25 protein-coding genes are annotated in these 24177 nt (G+C 64.8%); 1 reads left to right on the top strand and 24 read right to left on the bottom strand.

What is annotated here, in order from left to right; translation table 11 throughout:
* Nucleotides 1-88 precede the first annotated feature (88 nt).
* From CLG96_RS09775 to CLG96_RS09680, 20 genes are all read right to left on the bottom strand, one after another.
* On the bottom strand, nt 89-367 hold the full coding sequence (locus CLG96_RS09775) for a DUF1467 family protein (RefSeq protein ID WP_107967664.1): 279 nt from the start codon (nt 365-367) through the stop codon (nt 89-91).
* 43 nt (nt 368-410) lie between these two features.
* Nucleotides 411-1991, bottom strand: coding sequence for a ribonuclease J (locus CLG96_RS09770; protein ID WP_107967712.1), 1581 nt, complete (start codon nt 1989-1991; stop codon nt 411-413).
* Nucleotides 1992-2240: 249 nt separating this feature from the next.
* Nucleotides 2241-2945, bottom strand: a complete 705-nt coding sequence (locus tag CLG96_RS09765) for a biotin--[acetyl-CoA-carboxylase] ligase (protein ID WP_107967663.1) — start codon at nt 2943-2945, stop codon at nt 2241-2243.
* A gap of 9 nt (nt 2946-2954) precedes the next feature.
* Complete coding sequence (gene nuoN / locus CLG96_RS09760) at nt 2955-4394, bottom strand: NADH-quinone oxidoreductase subunit NuoN (RefSeq protein WP_107967662.1); 1440 nt, start codon at nt 4392-4394, stop codon at nt 2955-2957.
* Nucleotides 4394-5929 carry an NADH-quinone oxidoreductase subunit M gene (locus CLG96_RS09755; RefSeq protein ID WP_107967661.1) on the bottom strand — a complete coding sequence of 512 codons (1536 nt, stop codon included), beginning with the start codon at nt 5927-5929 and terminating at the stop codon, nt 4394-4396. Before CLG96_RS09755 ends, nuoN begins: the two co-directional genes overlap by 1 nt.
* 4 nt (nt 5930-5933) lie before the next feature.
* A complete protein-coding gene (gene nuoL / locus CLG96_RS09750; RefSeq protein WP_107967660.1) occupies nt 5934-8006 on the bottom strand; it encodes an NADH-quinone oxidoreductase subunit L in 2073 nt (690 codons plus the stop codon).
* Nucleotides 8007-8013: 7 nt separating this feature from the next.
* The gene (gene nuoK, locus CLG96_RS09745) at nt 8014-8319 is read right to left on the bottom strand and encodes an NADH-quinone oxidoreductase subunit NuoK (RefSeq protein WP_107967659.1); all 306 of its coding nucleotides are present in this window, start codon (nt 8317-8319) and stop codon (nt 8014-8016) included.
* A complete protein-coding gene (locus CLG96_RS09740) occupies nt 8316-8927 on the bottom strand; it encodes an NADH-quinone oxidoreductase subunit J (RefSeq protein WP_107967711.1) in 612 nt (203 codons plus the stop codon). The genes nuoK and CLG96_RS09740 overlap by 4 nt, the downstream gene beginning before the upstream one ends.
* A gap of 89 nt (nt 8928-9016) precedes the next feature.
* Nucleotides 9017-9502: an NADH-quinone oxidoreductase subunit NuoI gene (gene nuoI, locus CLG96_RS09735; protein WP_107967658.1), complete on the bottom strand. Its 486-nt coding sequence runs from the start codon at nt 9500-9502 to the stop codon at nt 9017-9019.
* A 4-nt stretch (nt 9503-9506) separates the two neighbouring features.
* Nucleotides 9507-10550: an NADH-quinone oxidoreductase subunit NuoH gene (gene nuoH / locus CLG96_RS09730; protein ID WP_107967657.1), complete on the bottom strand. Its 1044-nt coding sequence runs from the start codon at nt 10548-10550 to the stop codon at nt 9507-9509.
* Nucleotides 10547-12550: an NADH-quinone oxidoreductase subunit NuoG gene (nuoG, locus tag CLG96_RS09725; RefSeq protein ID WP_107967656.1), complete on the bottom strand. Its 2004-nt coding sequence runs from the start codon at nt 12548-12550 to the stop codon at nt 10547-10549. Before nuoG ends, nuoH begins: the two co-directional genes overlap by 4 nt.
* A 3-nt stretch (nt 12551-12553) precedes the next feature.
* A complete protein-coding gene (nuoF, locus tag CLG96_RS09720) occupies nt 12554-13852 on the bottom strand; it encodes an NADH-quinone oxidoreductase subunit NuoF (RefSeq protein WP_107967655.1) in 1299 nt (432 codons plus the stop codon).
* Nucleotides 13845-14501 carry a complex I 24 kDa subunit family protein gene (locus CLG96_RS09715; RefSeq protein WP_107967654.1) on the bottom strand — a complete coding sequence of 219 codons (657 nt, stop codon included), beginning with the start codon at nt 14499-14501 and terminating at the stop codon, nt 13845-13847. Before CLG96_RS09715 ends, nuoF begins: the two co-directional genes overlap by 8 nt.
* Nucleotides 14501-15733 carry an NADH-quinone oxidoreductase subunit D gene (locus CLG96_RS09710; RefSeq protein ID WP_107967710.1) on the bottom strand — a complete coding sequence of 411 codons (1233 nt, stop codon included), beginning with the start codon at nt 15731-15733 and terminating at the stop codon, nt 14501-14503. Before CLG96_RS09710 ends, CLG96_RS09715 begins: the two co-directional genes overlap by 1 nt.
* 20 nt (nt 15734-15753) lie before the next feature.
* Nucleotides 15754-16413: an NADH-quinone oxidoreductase subunit C gene (locus CLG96_RS09705; RefSeq protein WP_107967653.1), complete on the bottom strand. Its 660-nt coding sequence runs from the start codon at nt 16411-16413 to the stop codon at nt 15754-15756.
* Nucleotides 16410-16949 (bottom strand): NuoB/complex I 20 kDa subunit family protein, encoded by a 540-nt coding sequence (locus CLG96_RS09700; protein ID WP_107967652.1) that lies wholly within the window; start codon nt 16947-16949, stop codon nt 16410-16412. Before CLG96_RS09700 ends, CLG96_RS09705 begins: the two co-directional genes overlap by 4 nt.
* Entirely contained in the window at nt 16940-17317 is a 378-nt protein-coding gene (ndhC, locus tag CLG96_RS09695; protein WP_107967651.1) for an NADH-quinone oxidoreductase subunit A, read from the bottom strand. Before ndhC ends, CLG96_RS09700 begins: the two co-directional genes overlap by 10 nt.
* A gap of 152 nt (nt 17318-17469) precedes the next feature.
* The gene (locus CLG96_RS09690; RefSeq protein WP_107967650.1) at nt 17470-18288 is read right to left on the bottom strand and encodes an inositol monophosphatase family protein; all 819 of its coding nucleotides are present in this window, start codon (nt 18286-18288) and stop codon (nt 17470-17472) included.
* A gap of 103 nt (nt 18289-18391) precedes the next feature.
* Complete coding sequence (efp, locus tag CLG96_RS09685) at nt 18392-18955, bottom strand: elongation factor P (protein WP_107967649.1); 564 nt, start codon at nt 18953-18955, stop codon at nt 18392-18394.
* A 96-nt stretch (nt 18956-19051) separates the two neighbouring features.
* Complete coding sequence (locus CLG96_RS09680; protein WP_107967648.1) at nt 19052-20065, bottom strand: L,D-transpeptidase family protein; 1014 nt, start codon at nt 20063-20065, stop codon at nt 19052-19054.
* Between the two features lie 90 nt (nt 20066-20155).
* Here CLG96_RS09680 and CLG96_RS09675 point away from each other — a divergent pair, with 90 nt between their 5' ends.
* On the top strand, nt 20156-20704 hold the full coding sequence (locus CLG96_RS09675) for a peptidoglycan L,D-endopeptidase MepK (RefSeq protein WP_107967709.1): 549 nt from the start codon (nt 20156-20158) through the stop codon (nt 20702-20704).
* A 47-nt stretch (nt 20705-20751) separates the two neighbouring features.
* Here the strand turns inward: CLG96_RS09675 and thiE are convergent, their stop codons facing one another.
* Genes thiE through CLG96_RS09655 form a run of 4 tightly spaced genes read right to left on the bottom strand, consistent with a single transcriptional unit; the run spans nt 20752 to nt 24135 of the window.
* The gene (gene thiE, locus CLG96_RS09670) at nt 20752-21447 is read right to left on the bottom strand and encodes a thiamine phosphate synthase (protein ID WP_107967647.1); all 696 of its coding nucleotides are present in this window, start codon (nt 21445-21447) and stop codon (nt 20752-20754) included.
* A 57-nt stretch (nt 21448-21504) separates the two neighbouring features.
* Nucleotides 21505-22419: a class I fructose-bisphosphate aldolase gene (locus CLG96_RS09665; RefSeq protein ID WP_107967646.1), complete on the bottom strand. Its 915-nt coding sequence runs from the start codon at nt 22417-22419 to the stop codon at nt 21505-21507.
* A gap of 58 nt (nt 22420-22477) precedes the next feature.
* On the bottom strand, nt 22478-23674 hold the full coding sequence (locus CLG96_RS09660; RefSeq protein ID WP_107967645.1) for a phosphoglycerate kinase: 1197 nt from the start codon (nt 23672-23674) through the stop codon (nt 22478-22480).
* On the bottom strand, nt 23674-24135 hold the full coding sequence (locus tag CLG96_RS09655) for an MOSC domain-containing protein (RefSeq protein ID WP_107967644.1): 462 nt from the start codon (nt 24133-24135) through the stop codon (nt 23674-23676). Before CLG96_RS09655 ends, CLG96_RS09660 begins: the two co-directional genes overlap by 1 nt.
* Nucleotides 24136-24177 lie beyond the last annotated feature (42 nt).

Genomic DNA, 24177 nt, shown 5'->3' with positions numbered 1-24177 from the left:
TGCGATCTCTACTCGCCCGAGGAATGCTGGAATTACCTCAAGGCTACCGGCTATGCGTCAGATTAAACGCACAACGCTCTAGCTCCGCTCACCGCGTCCCATGCGCCGGCGGCGTGAAGAAGTTGAGCGACTGCACGTCCAGCCAGCCATTGACATAATTGGCGTAATAAAGCCCGAACAGCAGCGCCGCGACGATCGTGGTCCACAGGCATGTCCGCCCGAAGCTGAAGCGTGGCGGCGCGCTGTCCGCCTGCCCCGGCACGGGCGCATCCGGTTCCGCGCTCGTCCGCAGCCGGAACGGCAGGACGAGGAAGAAGCTCAGCGACCAGAACAGCGCATAGATTGCGATGATCGAGCTGATCTTCATGGGCTTCCTCCCTTCCCCTCCCCAACGGGGAAGGGAATTCTCCTCACAGCCGGATCAGCGACACCTCAACCACCGGCTTCTTGCCCGTCCACTGCGTCGCCCGGCGGCGGACGCCCAGCCGGATCGCCTCGCGCAGCTTCTTCTCGTCGCGAATGCCCTCGCCGGCCACATCCGCCGCCGCCTCGCGCGCTTCCTCCAGGAAATCGGCGCGATCCTCCTCCACGGGGATGCCCTGGATCGAAATGGCCGGCTCGCCCAGCAACTGCCCCTTCTTGTCGAGCGCCACCGCGACCGAGATGAAGCCGTTGACCGATATCTTGCGGCGCTCGTTCATCGTCGTGCCGTCCGCCGGCAGGATCACGTCGCCGTCCAGGATCAGCCGGCCCGCGCGCTCATTGCCGATCTTCCGCGGCCCGTCGGGCGCCAGCCGCAGCACATCGCCATTGGTCTGCACGATCGCCTTGGGCACGCCCTTTTCGAGGCCGAAGCGCGCCTGCTCGGCCATATGGCGCATCTCGCCATGCACCGGCAGGATGATCTCCGGCCGGATCCATTTATACATCAGCTCCAGCTCGGGCCGCCCCGGATGGCCGGAGACATGGACATGCGCCTGCCGGTCCGTGACCATGATGATGCCCTTGGCGGACAGCGCATTCTGGATGCGGCCGATCGCCATCTCATTGCCCGGAATCTGCTTGGAGGAGAAGACGACCGTGTCGCCCGCCGAAAGCTTGATCGCATGGCTGTCGAACGCGATGCGGGAGAGCGCGGCGCGGCTCTCGCCCTGCCCGCCCGTCGCGATGATCATCACTTCGGACGGCGGCAGCCGCATCGCCGCGTCGAAATCGATCGTCGGCGGGAAATCCTCCAGATAGCCAGCCGCCTTGGCGACCTTCACGATCCGATCGAGCGAGCGCCCCGCCACGCAAAGCTGCCGCCCGGTATCGCGCGCCACCTCGCCCAGCGTCTGCACGCGCGCCGCGTTGGAGGCGAAGGTGGTGACGAGCACGCGGCCCTTCGCCGCCTTGATGACGGCGTCCAGCCCCTCGCGCACCGCCGCTTCGGAGCCCGAGGCCGCATCGTTGAACACATTGGTGGAATCGCACACCAGCGCGAGCACGCCCTCGTCGCCGATCGCGCTCAGCTCCTCGGCGGTGGACGGCCGGCCGAGCAGCGGTTGCTCGTCCAGTTTCCAGTCTCCCGTGTGGAAGATCCGGCCATAAGGCGTGTCGATCAGCAGCGCATTGCCCTCGGGGATCGAATGGGCGAGCGGCACATAGGTGAAGCCGAACGGCCCGAGCCGGAAGCTGCCCTCATTCTCGATGACGCGGAGCTTCACCTGGCCGGCAATGCCCTCCTCCTCCAGCTTGCCGCGGATCAGCCCGGCGGTGAAGGGCGTGGCATAGAGCGGCACGTCCAGATCGGCGGCGAGATAGGGGATCGCGCCGATATGATCCTCATGGCCATGGGTGAGGACGATGCCGAGCAGGTCGCCGGCATTTTTCTCGATGAATTCAAGATCGGGCAGGATCAGGTCCACGCCCGGATAGGCGGGGTCCGCGAAGGTCAGGCCGAGATCGACCATCACCCACTTACCCTGCGTGCCATAGAGATTGACGTTCATGCCGATCTCGCCCGACCCGCCGAGCGCGAGGAAGAGCAGTTCGTTGCCTGGTTTTGTCACTTGTTCGCGGTTCCGTTCACATCATGCCGATCACGCGGCGCTGCCCGGCCGCCCGGGGGCGGAAGCATGCGCGCGATCGTAAATCTCGTCCGTTTCGCTTTGAAAAGGCGCGGTATCACAGTCTTCATGTAAAGCTTCGCGACCGCGCCGCAAGCATTTGAACGCCCGCGCATGACGGATGGACGAGCTTTATAGCAGGAAGACGTCTCCGGCATGGATCGTCTCCACGCCCCCGTCCGCGCGCCGCAGCCGCAACGCCCCGCTCTCGTCCAGCCCCTCGAACAGCCCTTCGACAGAAGCCGATTCCAGATTGGCCACCAGCGGCGTGCCCACGGCATGCGCGCGCTCCAGCCAGCGCAGCCGCACCGGCGCGAGCCCCTCGCCGCGCCAGCGGCCGAGCCAGCGCGCAAAGGCCCGCGCCAGATCCTCGGCGAACAGCTCCGGACCGGGCGGCTCGATCCCCACGGCCGCGAGGCTCGTCACGGGCCGGTCGAGCCCCTGCGGATGATGTGCCAGATTGACGCCGAAGCCGATCACGACCGCCTCGCCCGCCCGCTCCAGCAATATGCCCGAAAGCTTGGCGCCGTCGATCAGCAGGTCGTTGGGCCATTTGATCATCGCCCGTGCGGGACCGACATAGGCCGAGACCAGCTCGTCCAGCGCCACTGCCGCGACCAGCGCCAGCGTCGCGGGCTGCGGGTCGCCCGGGAGCAGCCGTACCAGCGTGCTGGCATAGAGATTGCCCGGCGGCGAGAGCCAGGCCCGGCCATGCCGCCCGCGCCCGCCGCTCTGCGTCTCGGCGCGCAGCCACAGCCCCTCGGCCGCGCCCGCCCGGGCCAGCGCCGCCATATCATCGTTGGTCGATGCGGTTGTCGCTATGGTCCGGACGCGCAGGCTGATACCTCAGAAGAGCGCGCGCGCCGCGTTCAGCGTCACCGCGCCCAGCAGGGGGATCGCCAGATAGCCGAGCGGGGAGACGGCGATGGCAGAAAGCGCGATCAGCCCATTTTCCACCTTGCTGTCCGCCGCCGCGAAGGCGGGCGCCGGCTCGTCGAAATACATCGTCTTGACGATCTTCAGATAATAATAGGCCCCGATCACCGATGTCGCGATGCCGATCGCGGCGAGCGGCCACAGGCCGATCTCCACCACCGCATCGAACACCACGAATTTCGGCCAGAAGCCGAACAGCGGCGGAATGCCGGCGAGCGAGAACATGAAGATGGCGAGCGCCGCCGCCAGTGCCGGCCGCGTCCGCGACAGGCCCGAAAGCGCCGCTATATCCTCCACCTGCGCGCCATCCGCCGTCCGCATGCGCAGCACGCAGAGGAAGGAGCCGAGCGTCATGACGACATAGACCGTCATATAGGTCAGCACCGCCGACACGCCCGCCGCCGTGCCGGGGACGAGGCCCATCAGCGCGAAGCCGACATTGTTGATCGAGGAATAAGCGAGCAGCCGCTTGATATTGGTCTGGCCGATCGCCGCCACGCCACCGAGGATGGTGGAGGCGAGCGCCGCGAAGATGATGATCTGGCGCCAGGATTCGGTCGCCGGGCCCATCGCCTCGACCGCGACGCGCACCAGCAGCGCCATCGCCGCCACCTTGGGCGCGGAGGCGAAGAAAGCCGTCACCGGCGTCGGCGAGCCTTCATAAACGTCCGGCGTCCACATGTGGAAGGGCACGGCCGAAATCTTGAAGGCGAGGCCCGCCAGCACGAAGACGAGGCCGAACAGCTCGCCCACCGAAAGCCCGCCGGCGAAGCCCACGGCCACGCCCTCGAACGCGGTCGTGCCGGTGAAGCCGTAGAGCAGCGAGATGCCGTAGAGCAGGATGCCCGAGGCGAGCGCGCCCAGCACGAAATATTTGAGCCCCGCCTCGGCCGAGCGCGTATCCCGGCGCATGAAGCTCGCCAGCACATAAGCGGCAAGGCTCTGCAGCTCGAGCCCGACATAGAGCGTCAGCAGGTCGCCCGCCGAAACCATCATCCCCATGCCCACTGCCGAAAGCAGGATCAGGACGGGATATTCGGCACGCAAGGTCGCATGGCGCGCAAAATAGCCCGGCGCGATCAGCACCGAGACTGCGGCTGCGACATAGATGAGCAGCTTGGCAAAGGCCGCGAAGGCATCCGCGCGATAGAGGCCGTCAAAGGCGACGCCGCCATGGCCCGCCGGCCCGAGCAGAGCCAGCGCGGCGGCGCCGAACAGCGCGACCGCGGCCCAGCCGATCGGCTTGGTCAGCCGGTCTCCGCCATAGGCCGCGACCATCAGCAGCGCCATCGCGCCGATCGAGAGGATGAGCTCGGGCAGCGTCAGCGCGAGCGAAGAGCTAGTCGTCATCAGTGCGCTCCCCCGTGCGCGACAGGAGAAAGTTGAGGTCCATGGCCGGCGGCAAGCTGCGCGTCGCCCTGCGGCTTGGCGCGTTCCAGCCGGGCCAGCACGGCGCCGACATCGGCCCGCATCGGGCTGATGAAGCTTTCGGGATAGACGCCCATCCACAGCACCACCGCCGCAAGCGGAGCCAGCGTGGCGATCTCGCGGCCCGAAAGATCGGGCATCGCCGCCACGTCCGGCTTGTCGAGCGGGCCATAGGCCACCCGGCGATAGAGATAGAGCATATAGGCCGCACCCAGGATGATGCCCGTCGTTGCCACGAAGGCCGCCCAGCTCGACGCCTGATAGACGCCCAGCATCGCCAGGAACTCGCCGACAAAGCCCGACGTGCCCGGCAGGCCGACCGATGCCATGGTGAACAGCAGGAACAGCACGGCATAGCGCGGCATATTGTTCGAAAGGCCGCCATAGCGGGCGATCTCGCGCGTGTGCAGCCGATCGTAGATCACGCCGACGCAGAGGAACAAGGCGCCCGAGACGAGGCCGTGGCTCAGCATCACCAGCAGCGCCCCCTCAATCCCCTGCCGGTTGAATGCGAACAGGCCGAAGGTGACGAAGGCCATATGCGCGACGGACGAATAAGCGATCAGCTTCTTCATGTCCTGCTGCACCAGCGCCACCAGCGAGGCATAGACGATGGCGACCATCGACAGGCCCATCACCAGCCAGAACATCTGCGCCGAGGCTTCGGGGAACATCGGCAGCGAGAAGCGGATGAAGCCGTAACCGCCCATCTTGAGCAGCACGCCGGCGAGGATCACCGATCCCGCCGTCGGCGCCTGGACGTGCGCATCGGGCAGCCAGGTATGCACCGGCCACATCGGCATCTTCACCGCAAAGGAGGCGAAGAAGGCCAGGAACAGCCAGGTCTGCGCTTCGGGCGGGAAATCGACCGCCATCAGCACGGGGATGTAGGTCGTGCCCGCATATTGCGCCATCCACAGCATCGCGATCAGCATCAGCACCGATCCGAGCAGCGTGTAGAGGAAGAATTTATAGCTGGCATAGATGCGGTCGACACCGCCCCAGATGCCGATGATCAGATACATCGGGATCAGGCCGGCCTCGAAGAAGATGTAGAAGAGGAACAGATCCTGCGCCGCGAATACGCCGATCATCAGCGTTTCCATCAGCAGGAAGGCCGCCATATATTCGGGCACGCGCTTCTCGATCGCATCCCAGCTCGCCGCGATGCAGATCGGCATCAGGAAGACGGAGAGCAGGATCAGCATCAGTGCGATGCCGTCGATGCCCATTGCCCAGGCGAAGCGCCCGAACAGCGGAACATTCTCGACGAACTGCCATTGCGGCCCGCCGACATCATAATTGGCCCAGAGCAGCAGCCCGAGCGCGAAGTCGACGAGGGTCGCGGCGAGCGCGATCCAGCGCGCCATGTCCGCGCGGACGAAGAGACAGGCGATCGCCGCGAAGGTCGGGATGGCGATCAACAGGGTGAGGATAGGAAAGCCGAGCTGGTTCATCTGCTTAACCCACCATCGCCCAGGTTGCTGCCGCGGCGAGGCCAAGCAGCATCACCAGCGCATAAGTATAGAGATAACCCGACTGGAGCCGCCTTGCGGCGACGCCCCCCGTCGCGACGAGCGTCGCGAAGCCATCGGGGCCGAAACGGTCGATCGTCCCCTGATCGCCGCGCTTCCACAGGAAACGGCCGATCGCGAAAGCCGGACGCACGAAGATCACGTCGTAAAGCTCGTCGAAATACCATTTGTGGAGCAGGAAATCGTAGAGCAGGCGGAACTGCGCGGTGAAGCGGCCGGGAATGCTCGTGTCGATTATATAGGCCCAAAGCGCCACCAGCAGGCCCGTCACCATCACGACCGTCGCGGAAAGCTGCACCCACAGCGGCACGCCATGCATCGCGTGCATCAGATGCTCGTTGAAGGCGAGGCTGCCCTTCCAGAATTCCGCCCCCGTCTCGGCGCCGATGAAGGCGCCCGCGAAGACATAGCCGGCGAAGATCGCGCCGAGCGTCAGCACGATCAGCGGCACGAGCATCGGCCAGGGGCTCTCATGCGGATGATAGCCGGCGGTGCCATGCTTCACCTCGTCGATGCCGCGCTGGTCGTGGATCGGCTCCGAACCCGCGCCCTCGTCGGGCACCTCATGGGCGACATGATGCGCGTCATGCGCATGTTCGTCATGCACCGCATGCTGGATATGTTCGGACGCCGCCCAGCGCGGTGCGCCGAAAAAGGTGAGGAAGACGAGCCGCCAGCTATAGAAGCTGGTGAGCAGCGCCGCGAAGACCGCAACGACGAAGGCGACGCCGCCCGAGGTCGTGCCGGCGGCATAGGCCGCCTCGATGATCGCATCCTTCGAATAGAAGCCTGCAAAGCCGAAGACGCCCGCCACGCCCACGCCGGTGATCGCCAGCGTGCCGGCCATCATCGCCCAGAAGGTAAGCGGGATATGCTTCCTAAGGCCGCCATAGAAGCGCATGTCCTGCTCATGGTGCATCGCATGGATCACCGAGCCTGCGCCCAGGAACAGCAGCGCCTTGAAGAAGGCATGGGTGAAGAGATGGAACATCGCCGCGCCATAGGCGCCGACGCCCGCTGCGAAGAACATGTAGCCGAGCTGCGAGCAGGTCGAATAGGCAATGACGCGCTTGATGTCGGTCTGCACCGTGCCGACCGTCGCCGCGAACAGCGCGGTCGCGGCGCCCACATAGGTGACGACGGTCAGCGCGGTCTGGCTCGTCTCGAACATCGGCGAGAGGCGGCAGACCATGAAGACGCCCGCCGTCACCATCGTCGCAGCATGGATCAGCGCGGAAACCGGGGTCGGGCCTTCCATCGCGTCCGGCAGCCAGGTGTGCAGGCCGAGCTGCGCCGACTTGCCCATCGCGCCGATGAACAGCAGCAGGCAGAGCAAGGTCATCGTATCGACGCGATAGCCCAGGAAGCCGATGGTGGAGCCCGCCATGCCCGGTGCCGCTTCGAGGATCGCGGGGATCGAGACGGTGCCGAAGACGAGGAAGGTGCCGAATATGCCGAGCGAGAAGCCGAAATCGCCAACGCGGTTGACGACGAAGGCCTTGATCGCGGCCGCATTGGCGGACGGCTTATAATACCAGAAGCCGATCAGCAGATAGGAAGCGAGGCCCACCCCTTCCCAGCCGAAGAACATCTGGATCAGATTGTCCGACGTCACCAGCATCAGCATGGCGAAGGTGAAGAGCGACAGATAGGCGAAGAAGCGCGGCTGATCCGGGTCCTCCGCCATATAGCCCCAGCTATAGAGGTGGACGAGCGCGGAAACGCTCGTCACCACCACCAGCATCACCGCCGTCAGCGTATCGACGCGCAACGCCCAGTCGACGTTCAGATCGCCCGAGCGGATGAAGCTCAGCACCGGCTCGACATAAGCGGTCGTCTCGCCGGACAGAAAGCCCAGGAAGATCGGCCAGCTCAGCGCGCAGGCGACGAGCAGCGCGCCCGTCGTCAGTGCCTTGGCTGCGATATTGCCGAGCGCCTTGTTGCCCAGCCCTGCGATGGCCGCCGCGATGAGCGGCAGGAAAACGATGAGCTTGATCACCGAATGATCACCCCTTCATCCGGTTGATGTCGTCCACCGAAATGGTGCCCCGGCCCCGGAAATAGATGACGAGGATGGCCAGACCGATCGCCGCCTCGCCGGCGGCCACGGTCAGCACGAACATCGCGAACACCTGCCCGACCAGATCCTGGAGATAGGCGGAGAAGGCGACGAGATTGAGGTTCACGGAGAGCAGGATCAGCTCGATCGCCATCAGGATGATGATGACGTTCTTCCGGTTGAGGAAGATGCCGAACACCCCCATCACGAACAATATGGCGGATACGGTCAGATAATGTTGGAGACCAATCACAGCTGCACCCCCTGCCCCACGGGCGCGTCGACTTTGCGGATCGCTTCTTCCGGCCGGCGCATATTCTGGCGCGTCACATTCTGCACGCGCACGTCGCCGCGCTTGCGGTGCGTCAGCACGATCGCGCCGATCAGCGCGACGAGCAGCACCAGACCCGCCCCTTCGAAGATGTAGAGATAACGGGTGTAGATCAGCGTGCCGAGCGCCTGGATGTTCGGCACTTCGCTGGGCGTCGGCGCCAGCCGCTGCGCGAATTCCACGCCGCCCGCATTCCATGCCGCCACCGCAAAGATCATCTCGGCGGCGAGCACGATCACCAGCAGCATGCCGAACGGCAGATATTGGGCGAAGCCCGCGCGCAGCTCGGCGAAATCGATGTCGAGCATCATCACGACGAACAGGAACAGCACCGCGACCGCGCCGACATAGACGATGACGAGCAGCATCGCGATGAATTCGGCGCCGACGAGCAGCATCAATCCGGCCGCGTTGAAGAAGGCGAGGATGAGCCAGAGCACGGAGTGCACCGGATTGCGCGCCACGATCGTGAGCGCGCCCGACGCGATCACAAGCGAAGCGAACAGATAGAAGGCGATCGTCTGGATCAACTCAGTTCCCATCCCCGTTGGTTGTTCTTGTTCTTCGATCAGGCCCCGATCCCGGCGGCATGTCGTATGCTTCGTTGCGCCGGCGTGGCTTAGCGATAGGGCGCGTCGGCAGCAAGATTCGCGGCGATCGCGCGCTCCCACCGGTCCCCATTCTCCAAGAGCTTTGCCTTGTCGTAGAGCAGTTCCTCGCGCGTCTCGGTCGAGAATTCGAGGTTCGGCCCTTCCACGATCGCATCCACCGGACAGGCTTCCTGACAGAAGCCGCAATAGATGCATTTGGTCATGTCGATGTCGTAGCGCGTGGTGCGGCGGCTGCCATCCTCGCGCGGCTCGGCCTCGATCGTGATCGCAAGCGCGGGGCAGACCGCCTCACACAGCTTGCACGCGATGCAGCGCTCCTCCCCATTGGGATAGCGGCGCAGCGCATGCTCGCCGCGAAAGCGCGGGCTCAGCGGGTTGCGCTCGAAGGGATAGTTGATCGTCGCCTTGGGCTTGAAGAAATATTTGAGCGTGAGGGCATGCGCCTTCACAAATTCCCACAGCGTGAACGACTTGACGATGTGCGCGAGGCTCATCCCGTCAGACTCCATAGCGAGTGACCATCAGCCACCCGGACACAAGGAACACCCAGAAGAGGGAGAGCGGCAGGAAGATCTTCCAGCCCAGCCGCATCAGCTGGTCATAGCGGAAGCGCGGCACCGTCGCCTTCACCCAGGAGAAGATGAAGAAGAAGATGAAGATCTTGAGGAAGAACCAGAAGATGCCCGGGATCGCATAGAGCGGCGCCCAGTCGATCGGCGGCAGCCAGCCGCCCCAGAAGAGCACGGCGTTGAGCGCGCACATCAGGAGCACATTGCCATATTCGCCGAGCCAGAAGAGCGCGAAGCTCATCGACGAATATTCGGTCTGATACCCTGCCACGATCTCCGATTCCGCCTCGGTCAGGTCGAAGGGCGCGCGCGCCGTTTCCGCCATGGCGGAGATCAGGAAGATCACGGCCATCGGAAAGAGCAGGGGATTGAAGCCGAAGCCGTTGATAATCCCGAAAATATGCGCCCGCTGTGCATCGATGATGCCGCTCAGGTTGAACGTCCCCGCCCACAGCACCACGGAGATCAGCACGAAGCCGATCGACACTTCATAGCTCACCATCTGCGCGGCCGCGCGGATCGAGGAGTAGAAGGGATATTTGGAGTTGGATGCCCAGCCGGCGAGGATCACGCCATAGACGCCGAGCGACGAGACGGCGAGAATGTAGAGCAGGCCGACATTGATGTCGGCGAGCACCATGCCCGGCCCGAAGGGGATCACCGCCCAGGCGACCAACGCCACGGTAAAGGTGATGACCGGCGCGATCAGGAACAGGCCCCGGTTGGCCGCAGACGGGATGATCGTTTCCTGAAGGAAGACCTTGAGGCCGTCCGCGAAGCTCTGGAGCAGGCCGAAGGGGCCCACCACGTTGGGCCCGCGCCTGAGCGCCATCGCCGCCCAGATCTTGCGATCGGCATAGATGATCATCGCGACAGCCAGCATCAGCGGCAGCGCGATCATCAGGATCAGGATCAAGGTGGCGAGGAACCAGCCAAAGCCATAGCCCAGATGCGCCTGGAAAAACTCGGTCATTCCGCGGCCTCCGCATAGGTCTGGCCGTGGAGCAGCTCGGCCGAGCAACGCTGCATCGTCTCGCTCGCCCGCGCGATCGCATTGGTCAGATAAAAGTCGGCAATCGGATAGCCGATCGGGCCCGAAGCGGCCTTGCCGAGGCTCGGCGGCGCCCATTCATAGGCGGCCAGCCCCTCCTGCCCCAGCGCGGGCACCTCGGCGGCCATCGCCGCGCGCAGCGCGTCGAAGCTGTCGAAGGTCAGGCGCGCACCCAGCACGTCGGAAAGAGCGCGGAAGATCGCCCAGTCCTCGCGCGCATCGCCCGGCGGGAACACCGCCCGGTCGCCACGCTGGACGCGTCCTTCCAGATTGACATAGGTGCCCGGCTTCTCGGCATAGGAAGCGCCCGGCAGGATCACGTCCGCCATGGCCGCACCCCGGTCGCCATGATGGCCGGCATAGACTTTGAAGCTGTCCGCAAACCGCGCCGGATCGACCTCATCGGCGCCGAGCAGGAAGAGCAGCTTCGGCGCGGCCGCCGCGACCGCCGCGATGCCGCCCGGCTGCGCATAGCCGAGCATCAGCCCTGCCATGCGCGATGCCGCCATGTGCAGCACATTATAGCCGTTCCAGCCTTCCTTCACGAGACCGAGCGTCTCGACCAGCGCAAGGCTCGCGCCCTGCGCCCCGGCCTTGAGCGCGCCGCCGCCGACGATCAGCGCCGGCCGCTCCGCCTTGCCGAACGCATCCGTCACCGCCTGCGGCAATTTGCCCAGCAGCTCCAGATCATTGCCGAGCCACGTCACCTTATAGGTGAAATCAATCTCCGGCCCGATCGCGAACACCTTGGCACCGCGCTTCACCGCCTTGCGGATGCGCGTATTGACCAGCGGCGCTTCCCAACGGACGTTCGATCCGACGATCAGGATCGCATCGGCCTGCTCGATCCCGGCGATGGTCGTGTTGAAATTGACCGCCGCGATATTCGAGCAGTCATAATCCAGCCCCGTCTGCCGCCCTTCGAGCAGCGAGGAGCCGAGCTTGGCGAGCAGCGCCTTGGCCGCATACATGGTCTCGGCATCGACCAGGTCGCCCGCGATCGCCGCGACGCTCGTTCCGGCATTCACCGCCGCGATCGCCTCGAACGCCTCGGCCCATGTCGCCTCGACGAGCTTGCCGCCCTTGCGCACATAGGGCCGGTCGAGCCGCTTGCGGATGAGGCCGTCAACGGCATGGCGCGTCTTGTCCGACGCCCATTCCTCATTCACTTCCTCATTGATCCGCGGCAGCACGCGCAGCACCTGCCGGCCACGGCTGTCGAGGCGGATATTGGTGCCGACCGCGTCCATCACGTCGATCGCCGCCGTCTTCTTCAGCTCCCACGGCCGCGCCTCGAAGGCATAGGGCTTGGAGGTGAGCGCGCCCACCGGGCACAGATCGACGACATTGCCCGAAAGCTCGGACGTGACGGCATGCTCCAGATAGGAGGTGATCTGCATATTCTCGCCGCGATAAAGCGCGCCGATCTCCTCCACGCCCGCCACTTCTTCCGCAAAGCGGACGCAGCGGGTGCATTGGATGCAGCGGGTCATGACCGTCTTGACGATCGGACCCATATATTTCTCGGTCACCGCGCGCTTATTCTCGAGGAAGCGCGAGTGGCCCTTGCCATAGGCGATCGACTGATCCTGCAGGTCGCATTCGCCGCCCTGGTCGCAGATCGGACAATCGAGCGGATGGTTGATCAGGAGGAACTCCATCACCCCTTCGCGCGCCTTCTTCACCATGGGCGACATGGTGGAAATCTGCTGGCCGTCCGCCGCCGGCAGCGCGCAGCTCGCCTGCGGCTTGGGCGGCCCGGGCTTCACCTCGACCAGGCACATGCGGCAATTGCCCGCGATCGACAGCCGCTCATGGTAGCAGAAACGCGGTATTTCCTTGCCGGCCGCTTCGCAGGCCTGCAGCACGGTCGCGCCCGCGGGCACTTCGACCTCGATCCCGTCAACGGTAAGTTTGGGCATTGCTTACTCCGCCGCAACCGCGAGAGGCGCGGCACCGTTACGTTCGTTGATCCGCCGTTCCAGCTCCGGCCGAAAATGGCGGATGAGCCCCTGGATCGGCCAGGCCGCCGCGTCGCCAAGCGCGCAGATGGTGTGGCCTTCGACCTGCTTGGTCACTTCCTGGAGCATGTCGATCTCGGAGATGTCGGCATTGCCCTCGCGCAGCCGCTCCATCACGCGCCACATCCAGCCCGTGCCCTCGCGGCAGGGCGTGCACTGGCCGCAGCTCTCATGCTTGTAGAAATAGCTGATCCGGCTGATCGCGCGGACGATGTCGGTGGACTTGTCCATCACGATCACCGCCGCCGTGCCGAGGCCCGAGCCCAGCCCGCGCAGCCCGTCGAAATCCATCGGCGCGTCCATGATCTGCGCCGCCGGCACCAGCGGCACCGACGAGCCGCCCGGGATCACCGCGAGCAGATTGTCCCATCCGCCGCGAACGCCGCCCGCATGTTTCTCGATCAACTCGCGGAACGAAATGCCCATCGCCTCCTCGACGACGGTCGGCCGGTTCACATGGCCGGAAATCTGGAAGAGCTTGGTGCCCTTGTTATTCTCCCGCCCGATCGAGGAGAACCAGCTCGCGCCGCGCCGCAATATGGTCGGCGCCACCGCGATCGATTCGACATTGTTCACCGTCGTCGGGCAGCCGAACAGGCCGACCCCCGCCGGGAAAGGCGGCTTCAGCCGCGGTTGGCCCTTCTTGCCCTCCAGGCTCTCGATCTGCGCGGTTTCCTCGCCGCAGATATAGGCGCCCGCGCCGCGATGGACGAACACGTCGAAATCATAGCCCGAGCCCGAGGCGTTCTTGCCGATCAGCCCGCGCTCATAAGCCTGGGCGACCGCAGCGAAGAGCGTCTCCGCCTCGCGGATGAACTCGCCGCGAATATAGATGTAAGCCGCCCGCGCGCGCATCGCATAGCCCGCGATCAGCGCGCCTTCGATCAGCTTGTGCGGATCATGGCGGATGATCTCGCGATCCTTGCACGAACCCGGCTCGGATTCGTCGGCGTTGATCAGCAGGAAGCTCGGCCGGCCCGGCTTATTCTCCTTGGGCATGAAGCTCCACTTCATGCCGGTCGGGAAGCCCGCCCCGCCGCGCCCGCGCAGGCCCGATGCCTTGATCTCCTCGATGATCGCGTCCTGGCCGCGCGCCATCAGCCCCTTGGTATCGTCCCAGTCGCCACGACGCATCGCGGCATCCACGCCCCAGTCCTGGAAGCCGTAGATGTTGGTGAAGATGCGGTCCTTGTCCTCAAGCACTGGCGCCGCCCTCCGTCACATAATCTTTGAGCACGGTCGGCCCGCCCACCGGCGCGGCACGATGCCGGTCGATCTGCGGGCCCGGTTTCGGCGTCTCGCCGCGCGCCAGCGCCTCGAGGATCGCGGTCATGCTTTCGAAGGTCAGATCCTCATAATTATCATCGTTGATCTGAACCATCGGCGCATTGACGCAGGCACCGAGGCATTCGACCTCGGTCAAGGTGAACAGGCCGTCCGCCGTCGTCGCACCCTTCTTCAGCCCCTTGGCCTTGCAGGCAGCCAGCACGTCGTCGCTTCCACGCAACATGCAGGGCGTCGTTCCGCACACCTGCACATGATGGCGGCCGACCGGCACCATATTGTACATGGTGTAGAAGCTCACCACTTCGAGCGCGCGGATGTAGGGCATGTCGACCTGGCGCGCGACATATTCGATCACCGGGATGGGCAACCATCCTTGCGTGTTCGTTTCGGCGCCGACCTGCCGCTGGGCGAGATCGAGCAGCGGCATGATCGCCGAATGCTCGCGTCCCTTGGGGTAGCGGCCGATGATCTCCTTGACCTTCTCGGCATTGGCTTCCGACCACTGAAAGCCGCCCCAGCGGGCGCGCGTCTCGGCTTCGTCGGGAATTTGGGCTGCATCGGCCATCAGCGGTCACACTCTCCGAAAACAACATCTATCGCCGACAGGACGGCGGTTGTGTCCGCCAGCATGTGGCCCTTCATCATGAAGTCCATCGCCTGAAGATGGCTGAAGGCGGTCGGGCGGATCTTGCAGCGATAGGGCTTGTTGCTGCCGTCGGAGACCAGATAGACGCCGAACTCGCCCTTGGGCGCCTCTGTCGCGACATAGACCTCGCCGGCCGGCACGTGGAAGCCCTCGGTATAGAGCTTGAAATGGTGGATCAGCGCTTCCATCGAGCGCTTCATCTCACCGCGCTTGGGCGGCACGGCCTTGCGGTCGGTCGACGCGATCGGCCCGTCCGGCATCTGCGCCAGGCACTGCTTCATGATCCGCGCCGACTGGCGGACCTCCTCCACGCGCACCATGAAGCGATCATAGCAGTCGCCCCGCGTGCCGACCGGAATATCGAACTCCATCCGGTCATAGACGTCATAGGGCTGCGACTTGCGCAGATCCCAGGGCAGGCCCGCCGCGCGGATCATCGGGCCCGAAAAGCCCCAGGCGATCGCATCGTCGCGGCTCACTGTGCCGATATCGACATTGCGCTGCTTGAAGATGCGATTGTCCGCCACCAGGCTGATCGCATCCTCGAAAAGCTGCGGCAGGCGCGTGTCGAGCCAGTCGGCAATGTCGGTCAGAAGCTTCAGCGGCACGTCCTGATGGACGCCGCCGGGGCGGAACCAGGCGGCATGCATGCGCGCGCCCGATGCCCGCTCGAAGAAGCCGTAAGTGTCCTCGCGAATCTCGAACAGCCAGAGATTGGGCGTCATCGCCCCCACGTCCATCACATGGCTGCCGAGGTTCAGCATATGGTTGGAGATGCGCGAAAGCTCGGCGAAGAGGACGCGCAGATATTGCGCGCGCAGCGGCACTTCGAGGCCGAGCAGCTTCTCCACCGCGAGCACATAGCTGTGCTCCATGTTGAGCGGCGAGCAATAATCCAGCCGGTCGAAATAGGGCAGCGCCTGGAGATAGGTCTTATATTCGATCAGCTTCTCGGTGCCGCGGTGCAACAGGCCGATATGCGGATCGACGCGCTCGACGATCTCGCCGTCCAACTCCATCACGAGGCGCAGCACGCCATGCGCGGCGGGATGCTGCGGGCCGAAATTGATCGTGTAATTGGCGATTTCGGTTTCGGAAGGGGCCTGCCCCTCGTCCGCGACCTGGAGGCGCTCGAGCGCGGCGGCGTCCATCAGTTGATCCTGCTCGGCCATCAGCGCTTCACCTCATCGGCCTTGAGCGGCGTCGGCGCGCCTGGTGCTTCCGGCGCCTTCTCGTCGCCCGGCAGCACATATTCCGCGCCTTCCCACGGGCTCATGAAATCGAATGTGCGGAAATCCTGCGCCAGCTTCACCGGCTCATAGACGACGCGCTTCTGCGTTTCCGAATAGCGCAGCTCGACATAGCCGGTCAGCGGGAAGTCCTTGCGCTGCGGATGGCCGCGGAAGCCATAGTCGGTCAGGATGCGGCGCAGGTCGGAATTGCCCTCGAACAGCACGCCATACATGTCGTAGACTTCGCGCTCGAGCCAGCCCGCCACGGGCCACAGACCCGTGACCGAAGGCACTGGCCTCGCCTCGTCGGTCGAGACATGTACGCGGATGCGATGATTCTTGGTCAGCGAGAGCAGGCAGTAAACCACCTCGAAACGCTCCTCGCGCTCCGGATAGTCGACTCCGGCAATCTCCATAAGCTGCTGATATTGCAGCTTGTCCCGCAGGATCCGCATCACCTCGACCAGCGCCTCGCGACGCACGTCGAGCCGCACCTCGGAAACCGCCTCGCAGGCCGTAACGAGCATGTCGCCCAGCGCCGCCTGCACGGCCTCGATCACCCCCTCATTGGAGGCATATTTGGGGAAAGGCGCCGTCACCGTTCGATCGTCCCCGCCCGGCGAATCTTCCGCTGGAGCTGCATGATGCCGTAGAGCAGCGCCTCGGCGGTCGGCGGACAGCCCGGGACATAAATGTCCACCGGCACGATCCGGTCGCAGCCGCGCACCACCGAATAGCTGTAATGATAATAGCCGCCGCCATTGGCGCAGCTGCCCATGGAGATGACATATTTCGGCTCGGACATCTGGTCGTAGACCCGACGCAGCGCCGGCGCCATCTTGTTGCAGAGCGTACCTGCAACGATCATCACATCCGACTGGCGCGGAGACGCGCGTGGTGCGGCGCCGAAACGCTCCAGATCATAGCGCGGCATGTTGACGTGGATCATCTCCACCGCGCAGCAGGCGAGACCGAAGGTCATCCACCAGAGCGAGCCCGTACGCGCCCACTGGAACAGCTCTTCGGTCGAGGTGACGAGAAAGCCCTTGTCCTGCACCTCGGACTGGAGGCCGTTAAAATAATCCTGATCCGGCGGCGTGACTTGCGTCGAGGCCGGATTGAGCATCACTCCCATTCGAGAGCTCCCTTCTTCCAGGCATAGACGAAGCCGATGGTAAGCTCCGCCAGGAAGATCATCATCGCCAGCCATCCAGCGAAGCCGATCGCGCCGAGCGATACCGCCCAGGGATAGAGGAACGCCGCCTCCAGATCGAACACGATGAAAAGAATCGCAATCAGATAGAAGCGCACGTCGAATTGGGCGCGGCTATCCTCGAAGGCGGGAAAGCCGCATTCATATTCGGTGAGCTTTTCAGGATAGGGCTTGGATGCGCCGGTGAATTTGGCGGCGATCATCGGCAGCACAACGAACGCGCTCGAAAGCACGATAGCGACGCCGAGAAATAGCAGGATCGGCAAATAACCGACGGCTACGGACGCCATATGTCTCTCCATTCCCGGGCACCTATGAACGACCCGTTCAGGCGGCTTCTATTCCTGCCGCAACTGCGAAGCAAGGCTCGGGTCCTGTGAAAATGAATCGCAAGAACCCGGCCTTGTGGAGAGGGAAACGGAGAGAGATGTGGGGAGGGGATTCAGGCCTTGCGGAGCGCGCCCGCCAGAAGCTTGTGCAGCTTGGAATGAAGCCCGTCATTGGAGGCGAGGAACTCGCTGCGCTCCATGGGCTTGTCGCCGCCGCGGAAGTCGGTGACGAATCCGCCTGCCTCGCGCACGAGCAGGATGCCCGCGGCCGCGTCCCACGGCTTCAAGGGGCTTTCCCAATAAGCGTCGAACCGGCCGGCGGCGACCCAGGCAAGATCGAGCGCAGCCGCGCCGAGACGGCGGATACCCGCCACTTCCGGCCCGATCGCATTGAAGATCGCGCTCCACTGGGCGAAATCGCCGACTCCCATGAAGGGCGTTCCGGTGGCGATCAGCGACTCCGAAAGATCACGACGAGCGGATACGCGCAGACGGCGATCCTGCAGCCAGGCCCCCCTGCCCTTTTCCGCCCAGAAGCTCTCGTCGGTCAGCGGCTGATAGACCAGCCCCTGGGTGATCTCGCTCCGCCCACCCGGACGCGGCTCTTCCACCGCGATCGAGATGGCGAAATGCGGCACGCCATGCAGGAAGTTGGACGTGCCATCGAGCGGATCGACGACCCAGCGCGGCTTGGTCGGATCGCCCTCGATATATCCGCCTTCCTCGCCCAGAAAGCCCCAGTCGGGCCGCGCCTTCTTCAGCTCCTCATAGAGCGTCGCCTCGGCGCGCTTGTCGGCCATGGACACGAAGTCGGCCGGCCCCTTGCGCGAGACCTGAAGTTCCTGCGTCTCGCCAAAATCGCGACGCAGGCGCGGCGCCGCCTTGCGGGCAGCGCGCTCCATGACGGTGATGAGGCCGCTATGCGATACCACTCTCATATCTCCGTTCATCCCGAGCGGAGCCGGGAGGGGTTGGCTGGGCGCATGTGTCGCGACATCGCGCGACACATGCGGAAGCAATCATGTCCGGTGCGGATCAGTCCGCGCGGCGGACATATTCCTGCGCATAGACGTCGACGACGATCCGCGTGCCCGCGGTGATGTGCGGCGGCACCATCACGCGCACGCCATTTTCGAGTATCGCCGGCTTGTAGGAGGAGGAGGCCGTCTGGCCCTTCACCACCGCATCCGCCTCGACAATGGTCGCCTCGATCGTGTCGGGCAACTGCACCGAGATCGGCTTATCTTCGTAAAGCTCCATCACCACGTCCATCCCGTCCTGCAGGAAGGCCGCGGCATCGCCAAGAATGCCCTTGTCGAGCGAAACCTGGTCGTACGTGTCCTTGTCCATGAAGGTCAGCTGGTCGCCGTCCGCGAACAGGAATTGGAAATCCTTGGTGTCGAGGCGCACACGCTCCACCGTCTCGGCCGAACGGAAGCGGACGTTGGTCTTGCGGCCGTCGATGAGATTCTTCATCTCGACCTGCATATAGGCGCCGCCCTTGCCGGGCTGGGTGTGCTGGATCTTCACCGCACGCCACAGGCCTTTTTCATATTCGATGATATTGCCGGGACGAATGTCCACGCCGCTGATCTTCATGGCTGTCTCACGATTGGAAAAGAGCAGGGGCGGCCATTAGCGGGCGGAGCCGTTTCCGGCAAGCAGCGGATGGGACTCGAGCGCGCCTGCCCGATATCAGGCGCGAAACAGGGCCGGCGTCCCCGGCTTCACCATCAGCGCGAGCCGCGCCGCATCCCAATTGGTGAGCCGGATGCAGCCATGGCTTTCGGTGCGGCCGATCAGCTCGGGCTTGGGTGTGCCGTGTATGCCGTAATGCGGCTTGCTGAGATCGAGCCAGACGACGCCCACGGGACCATTGGGCCCGGGCTTGAGCAATTGCCTGCTGTCGCGCCTGCCGGCATCCCAGAAGAGATCGGGATTATAATGGAAGGGCGGATTATAGGCCGTTCCCAATATCTTCCACCGGCCGAGCGGCAGCGGATCATGCCGGCTACCGGTCGTCACCGGAAACTGGGCGACGAGTTGGCCCGCAGCATCCATCACCATCAGGACCTTGTCCGATTTGTCGACGATGATCCTGGCCGCCCTGGGCTGGTTCGACGACACGTTGAGGCTCGCCAGCGTGCGGCGCCATTCGGGCGTGAGGTCCGCCGGATAGGCGCGCGCATCGGGAACGACATTGGGCACGCGGATCTTCAGCCCCGGCGCGAGCAGGGTGGACGGGCTGTTCAGCGCCAGCAGCACGTGCGGCGTCGTATGGAATTTCTCCGCCAGCGCCTCCATCCGGTTCTGATAGCCGAGCATCGGCAGTTTCGCCTGTCTGGCGTAACCGGACGGAAGCCGCCCGATGAAAGGCCCGGCCAGATCGTCGCGGGTCAGCATGACCTCGATGACGCCGGGCACGTCCTTGTGAACCTTGAGCAGCTCGCGCGTGGCACCGTCCAACATGCCGGTGATGGGAATGCCGCGCGCCTGCTGGAAGCCGCGCAGCGCCTTTCGCAGCGGCTGTCCCTTGCGTCCGTCGATCACACCGGACGAGAAGCCGAGACGATCGAGAAGAACCTGAACAGATAGAATGTCGGGATCCGGCCCGATAGGCACGATCGGCGCCTGCGCGATCGTTTCGGCCCCGGTGAGACCGACTGTTGCAAGCGCGAGACAAAGGCCTGCAACCGACATTTTCCTCATGCAGGTACATCCCCTATTCTGGCTTCGGGCAATGAAGGAAACGCGGACTTTCGCCTTTCTTTCCTGAGAGCGGGATCATTGATGTTCGATATGAATTGCAGCCGCCGCCGGCTGATCGGCGGCGCCTTTGCACTGGGGGCGACTTCCCTCATCGGAACGACGAAGGCATTCGCGGCCCTCCCCGAGCGCCGCCTCGTCTTCCGCAACGTGCACAACAACGAGAAAGTGGATGCGCGCTATTTCGGCGCCGACGGCTTCGATCGGGAAGGTCTTGCCGAGATCAACCATGGCCTGCGCGACTGGCGGACGGGCGACGTGATCGACATGGACCGCGACCTGATCGATCTGCTCGTCTCGATCCGCGACAGGCTGGGCGTGGATCCGCGGCGGGGCTTCGACATCATCTCCGGCTATCGTTCGCCGCGAACCAATGCCGCGCTTCGCGCGCGCAGGGGCGGCCATAGCGGCGTCGCCACGAAGAGCCAGCATATGCTGGGCAAGGCGACGGACATTGCGCTTCCCGGCGTGCCGCTCGATCGCCTCAAGCTCGCGGCCTTTTCGATGCAGCGCGGCGGCGTCGGCTATTATCCGCGCGACGGCTTCGTCCATGTCGACACGGGCCGCGTGCGGAGCTGGTAACGCCCGCCATTGGGATGCCATCCCGGCCAGGCCGGGATGGCCGCATCTCAAATGCGAAACAGCTCGGCGAAGCGCCTGACGGCCGCAGCCTCGCCTTCGGGCGCATTCCAGACGGCGCCGCATACCGCCAGGAAATCCGCGCCGGCATCGATCAGCGGACGGGCATTGTCCGGCGTGATCCCGCCGATCGCCACGCAGGGCAGTTCGAACAAAGTGGACCACCAGGAGAGAATGGAAGGATCGGGCCGGTGGCGCGCCTCCTTGGTCGTCGTCGGATAGAAGGCGCCGAACGCGACATAGTCCGCGCCCGCTTCCCCCGCCTCCATCGCGAGATGGCGGCTGTCATGACAGGTCACGCCGATCTGCGCCTGCGGGCCCAGCACGCGCCGCGCCTCGCGCGGATCGCCATCCTCCTGCCCCAGATGCACCCCGTCCGCGCCCAGCCGCTTGGCGAGGCCGATGCTGTCATTGATGATGAAAGCCACCTCGCGATCCGCGCAGATACGTTGCAGCGGCGCGGCGAGCGCGGCGATGGCATGATCGTCCAGCCCCTTGAGGCGGAGCTGGAACGCCGCCACCGGCCCGGCATCGAGCGCGGTGGCCAAACGATCGGCGAACCCCGCATCGATCGCGGGCGGCGAGATCAGATAGAGCTGGCAGGGCGGCCGCTCATCCTGTTCGAAACGATCGGCGAAACCGGGATCGAGGCGAAGCTCGTCCTCATCAAATTCGGGGTCGGTCATGCCCGTCCCTCTAATCCGTCCGTCACCCCGGCGGAAGCCGGAGTGACGGACGGATCGTCATTCCTCGCCCTTGTAGATGCGGACCAGCTTGTCGAGCATGGCGAGCGCTTCCTCGCGCGGGCGCTGGAAAGTGTTGCGGCCGATGATCGATCCGTTGCCGCCGCCGTCGCGAATGTCGCGCGCATCCTGATAGACGGCATCGGCGCCCTTGGCTGCGCCGCCCGAGAAGACGACGATGCGGCGGCCGTTGAAGCTCGCCTGCACGACATGGCGGACCCGTTCGGCCTGGCTCGACCAGTCCTTGCCCTCATAAGCGGGCTTGGCTTCCTTCTGCTCGATATGATCGGTCGGCAGCTTCACCTTGATGATATGCGCGCCCGCCAGCGCCGCGATATGCGCCGCATAGGCACCGACATCGAGCGCCAGCTCGCCCGCCTTGGAGATGTTGCCGCCGCGCGGGTAGGACCAGATCACCGTCGCGATGCCGACCGCCTTGGCCTCTGCGGACATTTCGCGGATTTCCTCGAGCTGGTCGAAGATCTGATCCGCGCCCGGATAGATGGTAAAGCCGATCGCAGCACAACCGAGACGCAGCGCATCGTCGACCGTTCCCGTCACCGCCTGGTCGATCGACGTTGCCCAGCTGTTCGACGAATTGACCTTCAGGATCGTGGGAATTTGGCCCGCGAAGGTGGCGGCACCGGCTTCGAGTGGCCCAAGCGGCGCAGCATAGGCCGAAAGCCCCGCGTCGATCGCGAGCTGATAATGATAATGGGGATCATAGGCCGGCGGATTGACCGCGAAGCTGCGGGCCGGGCCATGTTCGAAGCCTTGATCCACCGGCAGGATGATCAGCTTGCCCGTGCCGCCCAGCTTGCCCTGCGTCAGGATGCGGGCGAGGTTCGCCTTGGTACCGGGATTGTCGCTCTCATAATAGTCGAGGATCTTCTTGACGGTCGGCGTAAAGGTCATCGTTCGGGCTCCCCTATAAACTCTTCGCTGATGCAATATCGAGTATAGGCAGGGACGATCAGGCTTCCAGCGCCTTCACGCCCGGCAGTTCGCGGCCTTCCATCCATTCGAGGAATGCGCCGCCGGCGGTGGACACGAAGCTGAAATCCCCGGCAGCGCCCGCATGGTTGAGCGCCGCCACCGTATCGCCGCCGCCCGCGACCGACACGAGCGAGCCGCTCTTGGTGAGCGCCGCCGCCGTCCGGGCGAGCGCCACGGTCGCGCTGTCGAAGGGCGGGATCTCGAACGCGCCGAGCGGCCCGTTCCAGACGAGCGTGCGGCAGGTCTTGAGCGCGTCGCCCAGCGCCTCGACCGCATTCGGCCCCACGTCGAGGATCATCTCGTCGGCTTCCACCTCATGCACATTGACGGTGCGCGTCGGCGGGTTCGCCCGGAATTCCTTGGCGACGACGACATCATAGGGAAGATGGACGGTGCAATCCGCCTTGTCCGCGGCATCGAGTATCTCGAGCGCGGTGCCGGTCAGATCATGCTCGCACAGCGACTTGCCCACATCCACGCCGCGCGCGGCGAGGAAGGTGTTGGCCATGCCGCCGCCGATGATCAGATGATCGACCCGGCCGACAAGATGCTTGAGCACGTCGAGCTTGGTCGAAACCTTCGCACCGCCGACGACCGCCGCCACGGGATGCTCGGGATTGCCCAGCGCCTTTTCCAGCGCCTCCAGCTCGGCCTGCATCGAACGGCCGGCATAGGCCGGGAGCAGCTTGGCAAGGCCCTCGGTGGAGACATGGGCGCGATGCGCGGCGGAGAAGGCGTCGTTCACATAAAGATCGCCGAGCTTCGCGATCGCCTCCGCAAGGGCCGGATCATTCTTCTCCTCGCCCTTGTGGAAGCGCGTATTCTCAAGGACGGCAATGTCGCCCGGCTGGAGCGTCGCGACCGCGGCCTCCGCCTCGGCGCCGCAGCAATCGTCGATGAAGCGCACCTCGCGGCCGAGCACCTCGCTCAGCGGCTTGGTGACGAGCGCCAGCGACATGTCCGGATTGCGCTCACCCTTGGGCCGGCCGAAATGCGCCAGCACCAGCACGATCGCGCCCTTGTCCGAAAGCTCCGACAAGGTCGGCGCGGCGGCGCGGAGGCGCGTATCGTCCGTCACCCTCGCACCATCCATCGGCACGTTCAGATCCTCGCGGACGAGAATGCGCTTGCCGGCCACGTCGCCGATATCGTCCAGGGTCTTGAAGCTGCTCATCACGCCTCCTCGATGCTGATCTCGTCGCCGACGCACAGATTGCCGCCCGCAATCACCCGGGCGGTCCTGCCGCCGCGCCATTCGGGTGTCAGGACGGCCTTGAGGCCGGTCGCTATTTCTTCCATCCGGCTGCACGGATCGCATTCGCCGGTGATTTCCAGCACGGCCGATCCGATACGGAGCCGCGCGCCTGGCACGCGCGGCAAAGCGATACCCTCCACGAGGAGGTTCGCCCGGCGCACCGACCAGTCGAGCGACAGGCCCAGACCGGCGGTCGCCACCTTCCAATCCTCCGCTGAGAGGATGGTTATCTGCCGCCTGCCCGACTTGCCCGGCCGGATAGTCCCGCGAAAATCGCCGGCGATGCCCGTGTCGATGCCGATCGTCGCATGATCGATCGTCTCGACATCGCCGCGCGGGCGCGCCTTGCGGGCGATACCGAGCAGCCGGCCCTTGGTCATATGCCCGCCACCCCGGCTGGAGCCGGGGTTTCAGCCCGTGCC

The sequence above is a fragment of the Sphingomonas oleivorans genome (assembly GCF_003050615.1).
Classification (GTDB): Bacteria; Pseudomonadota; Alphaproteobacteria; order Sphingomonadales; family Sphingomonadaceae; genus Sphingomonas_H; species Sphingomonas_H oleivorans.
The sequence above is the reverse complement of the archived record's forward strand: the minus strand, read 5'-3'. Positions and strand labels throughout refer to the sequence as shown.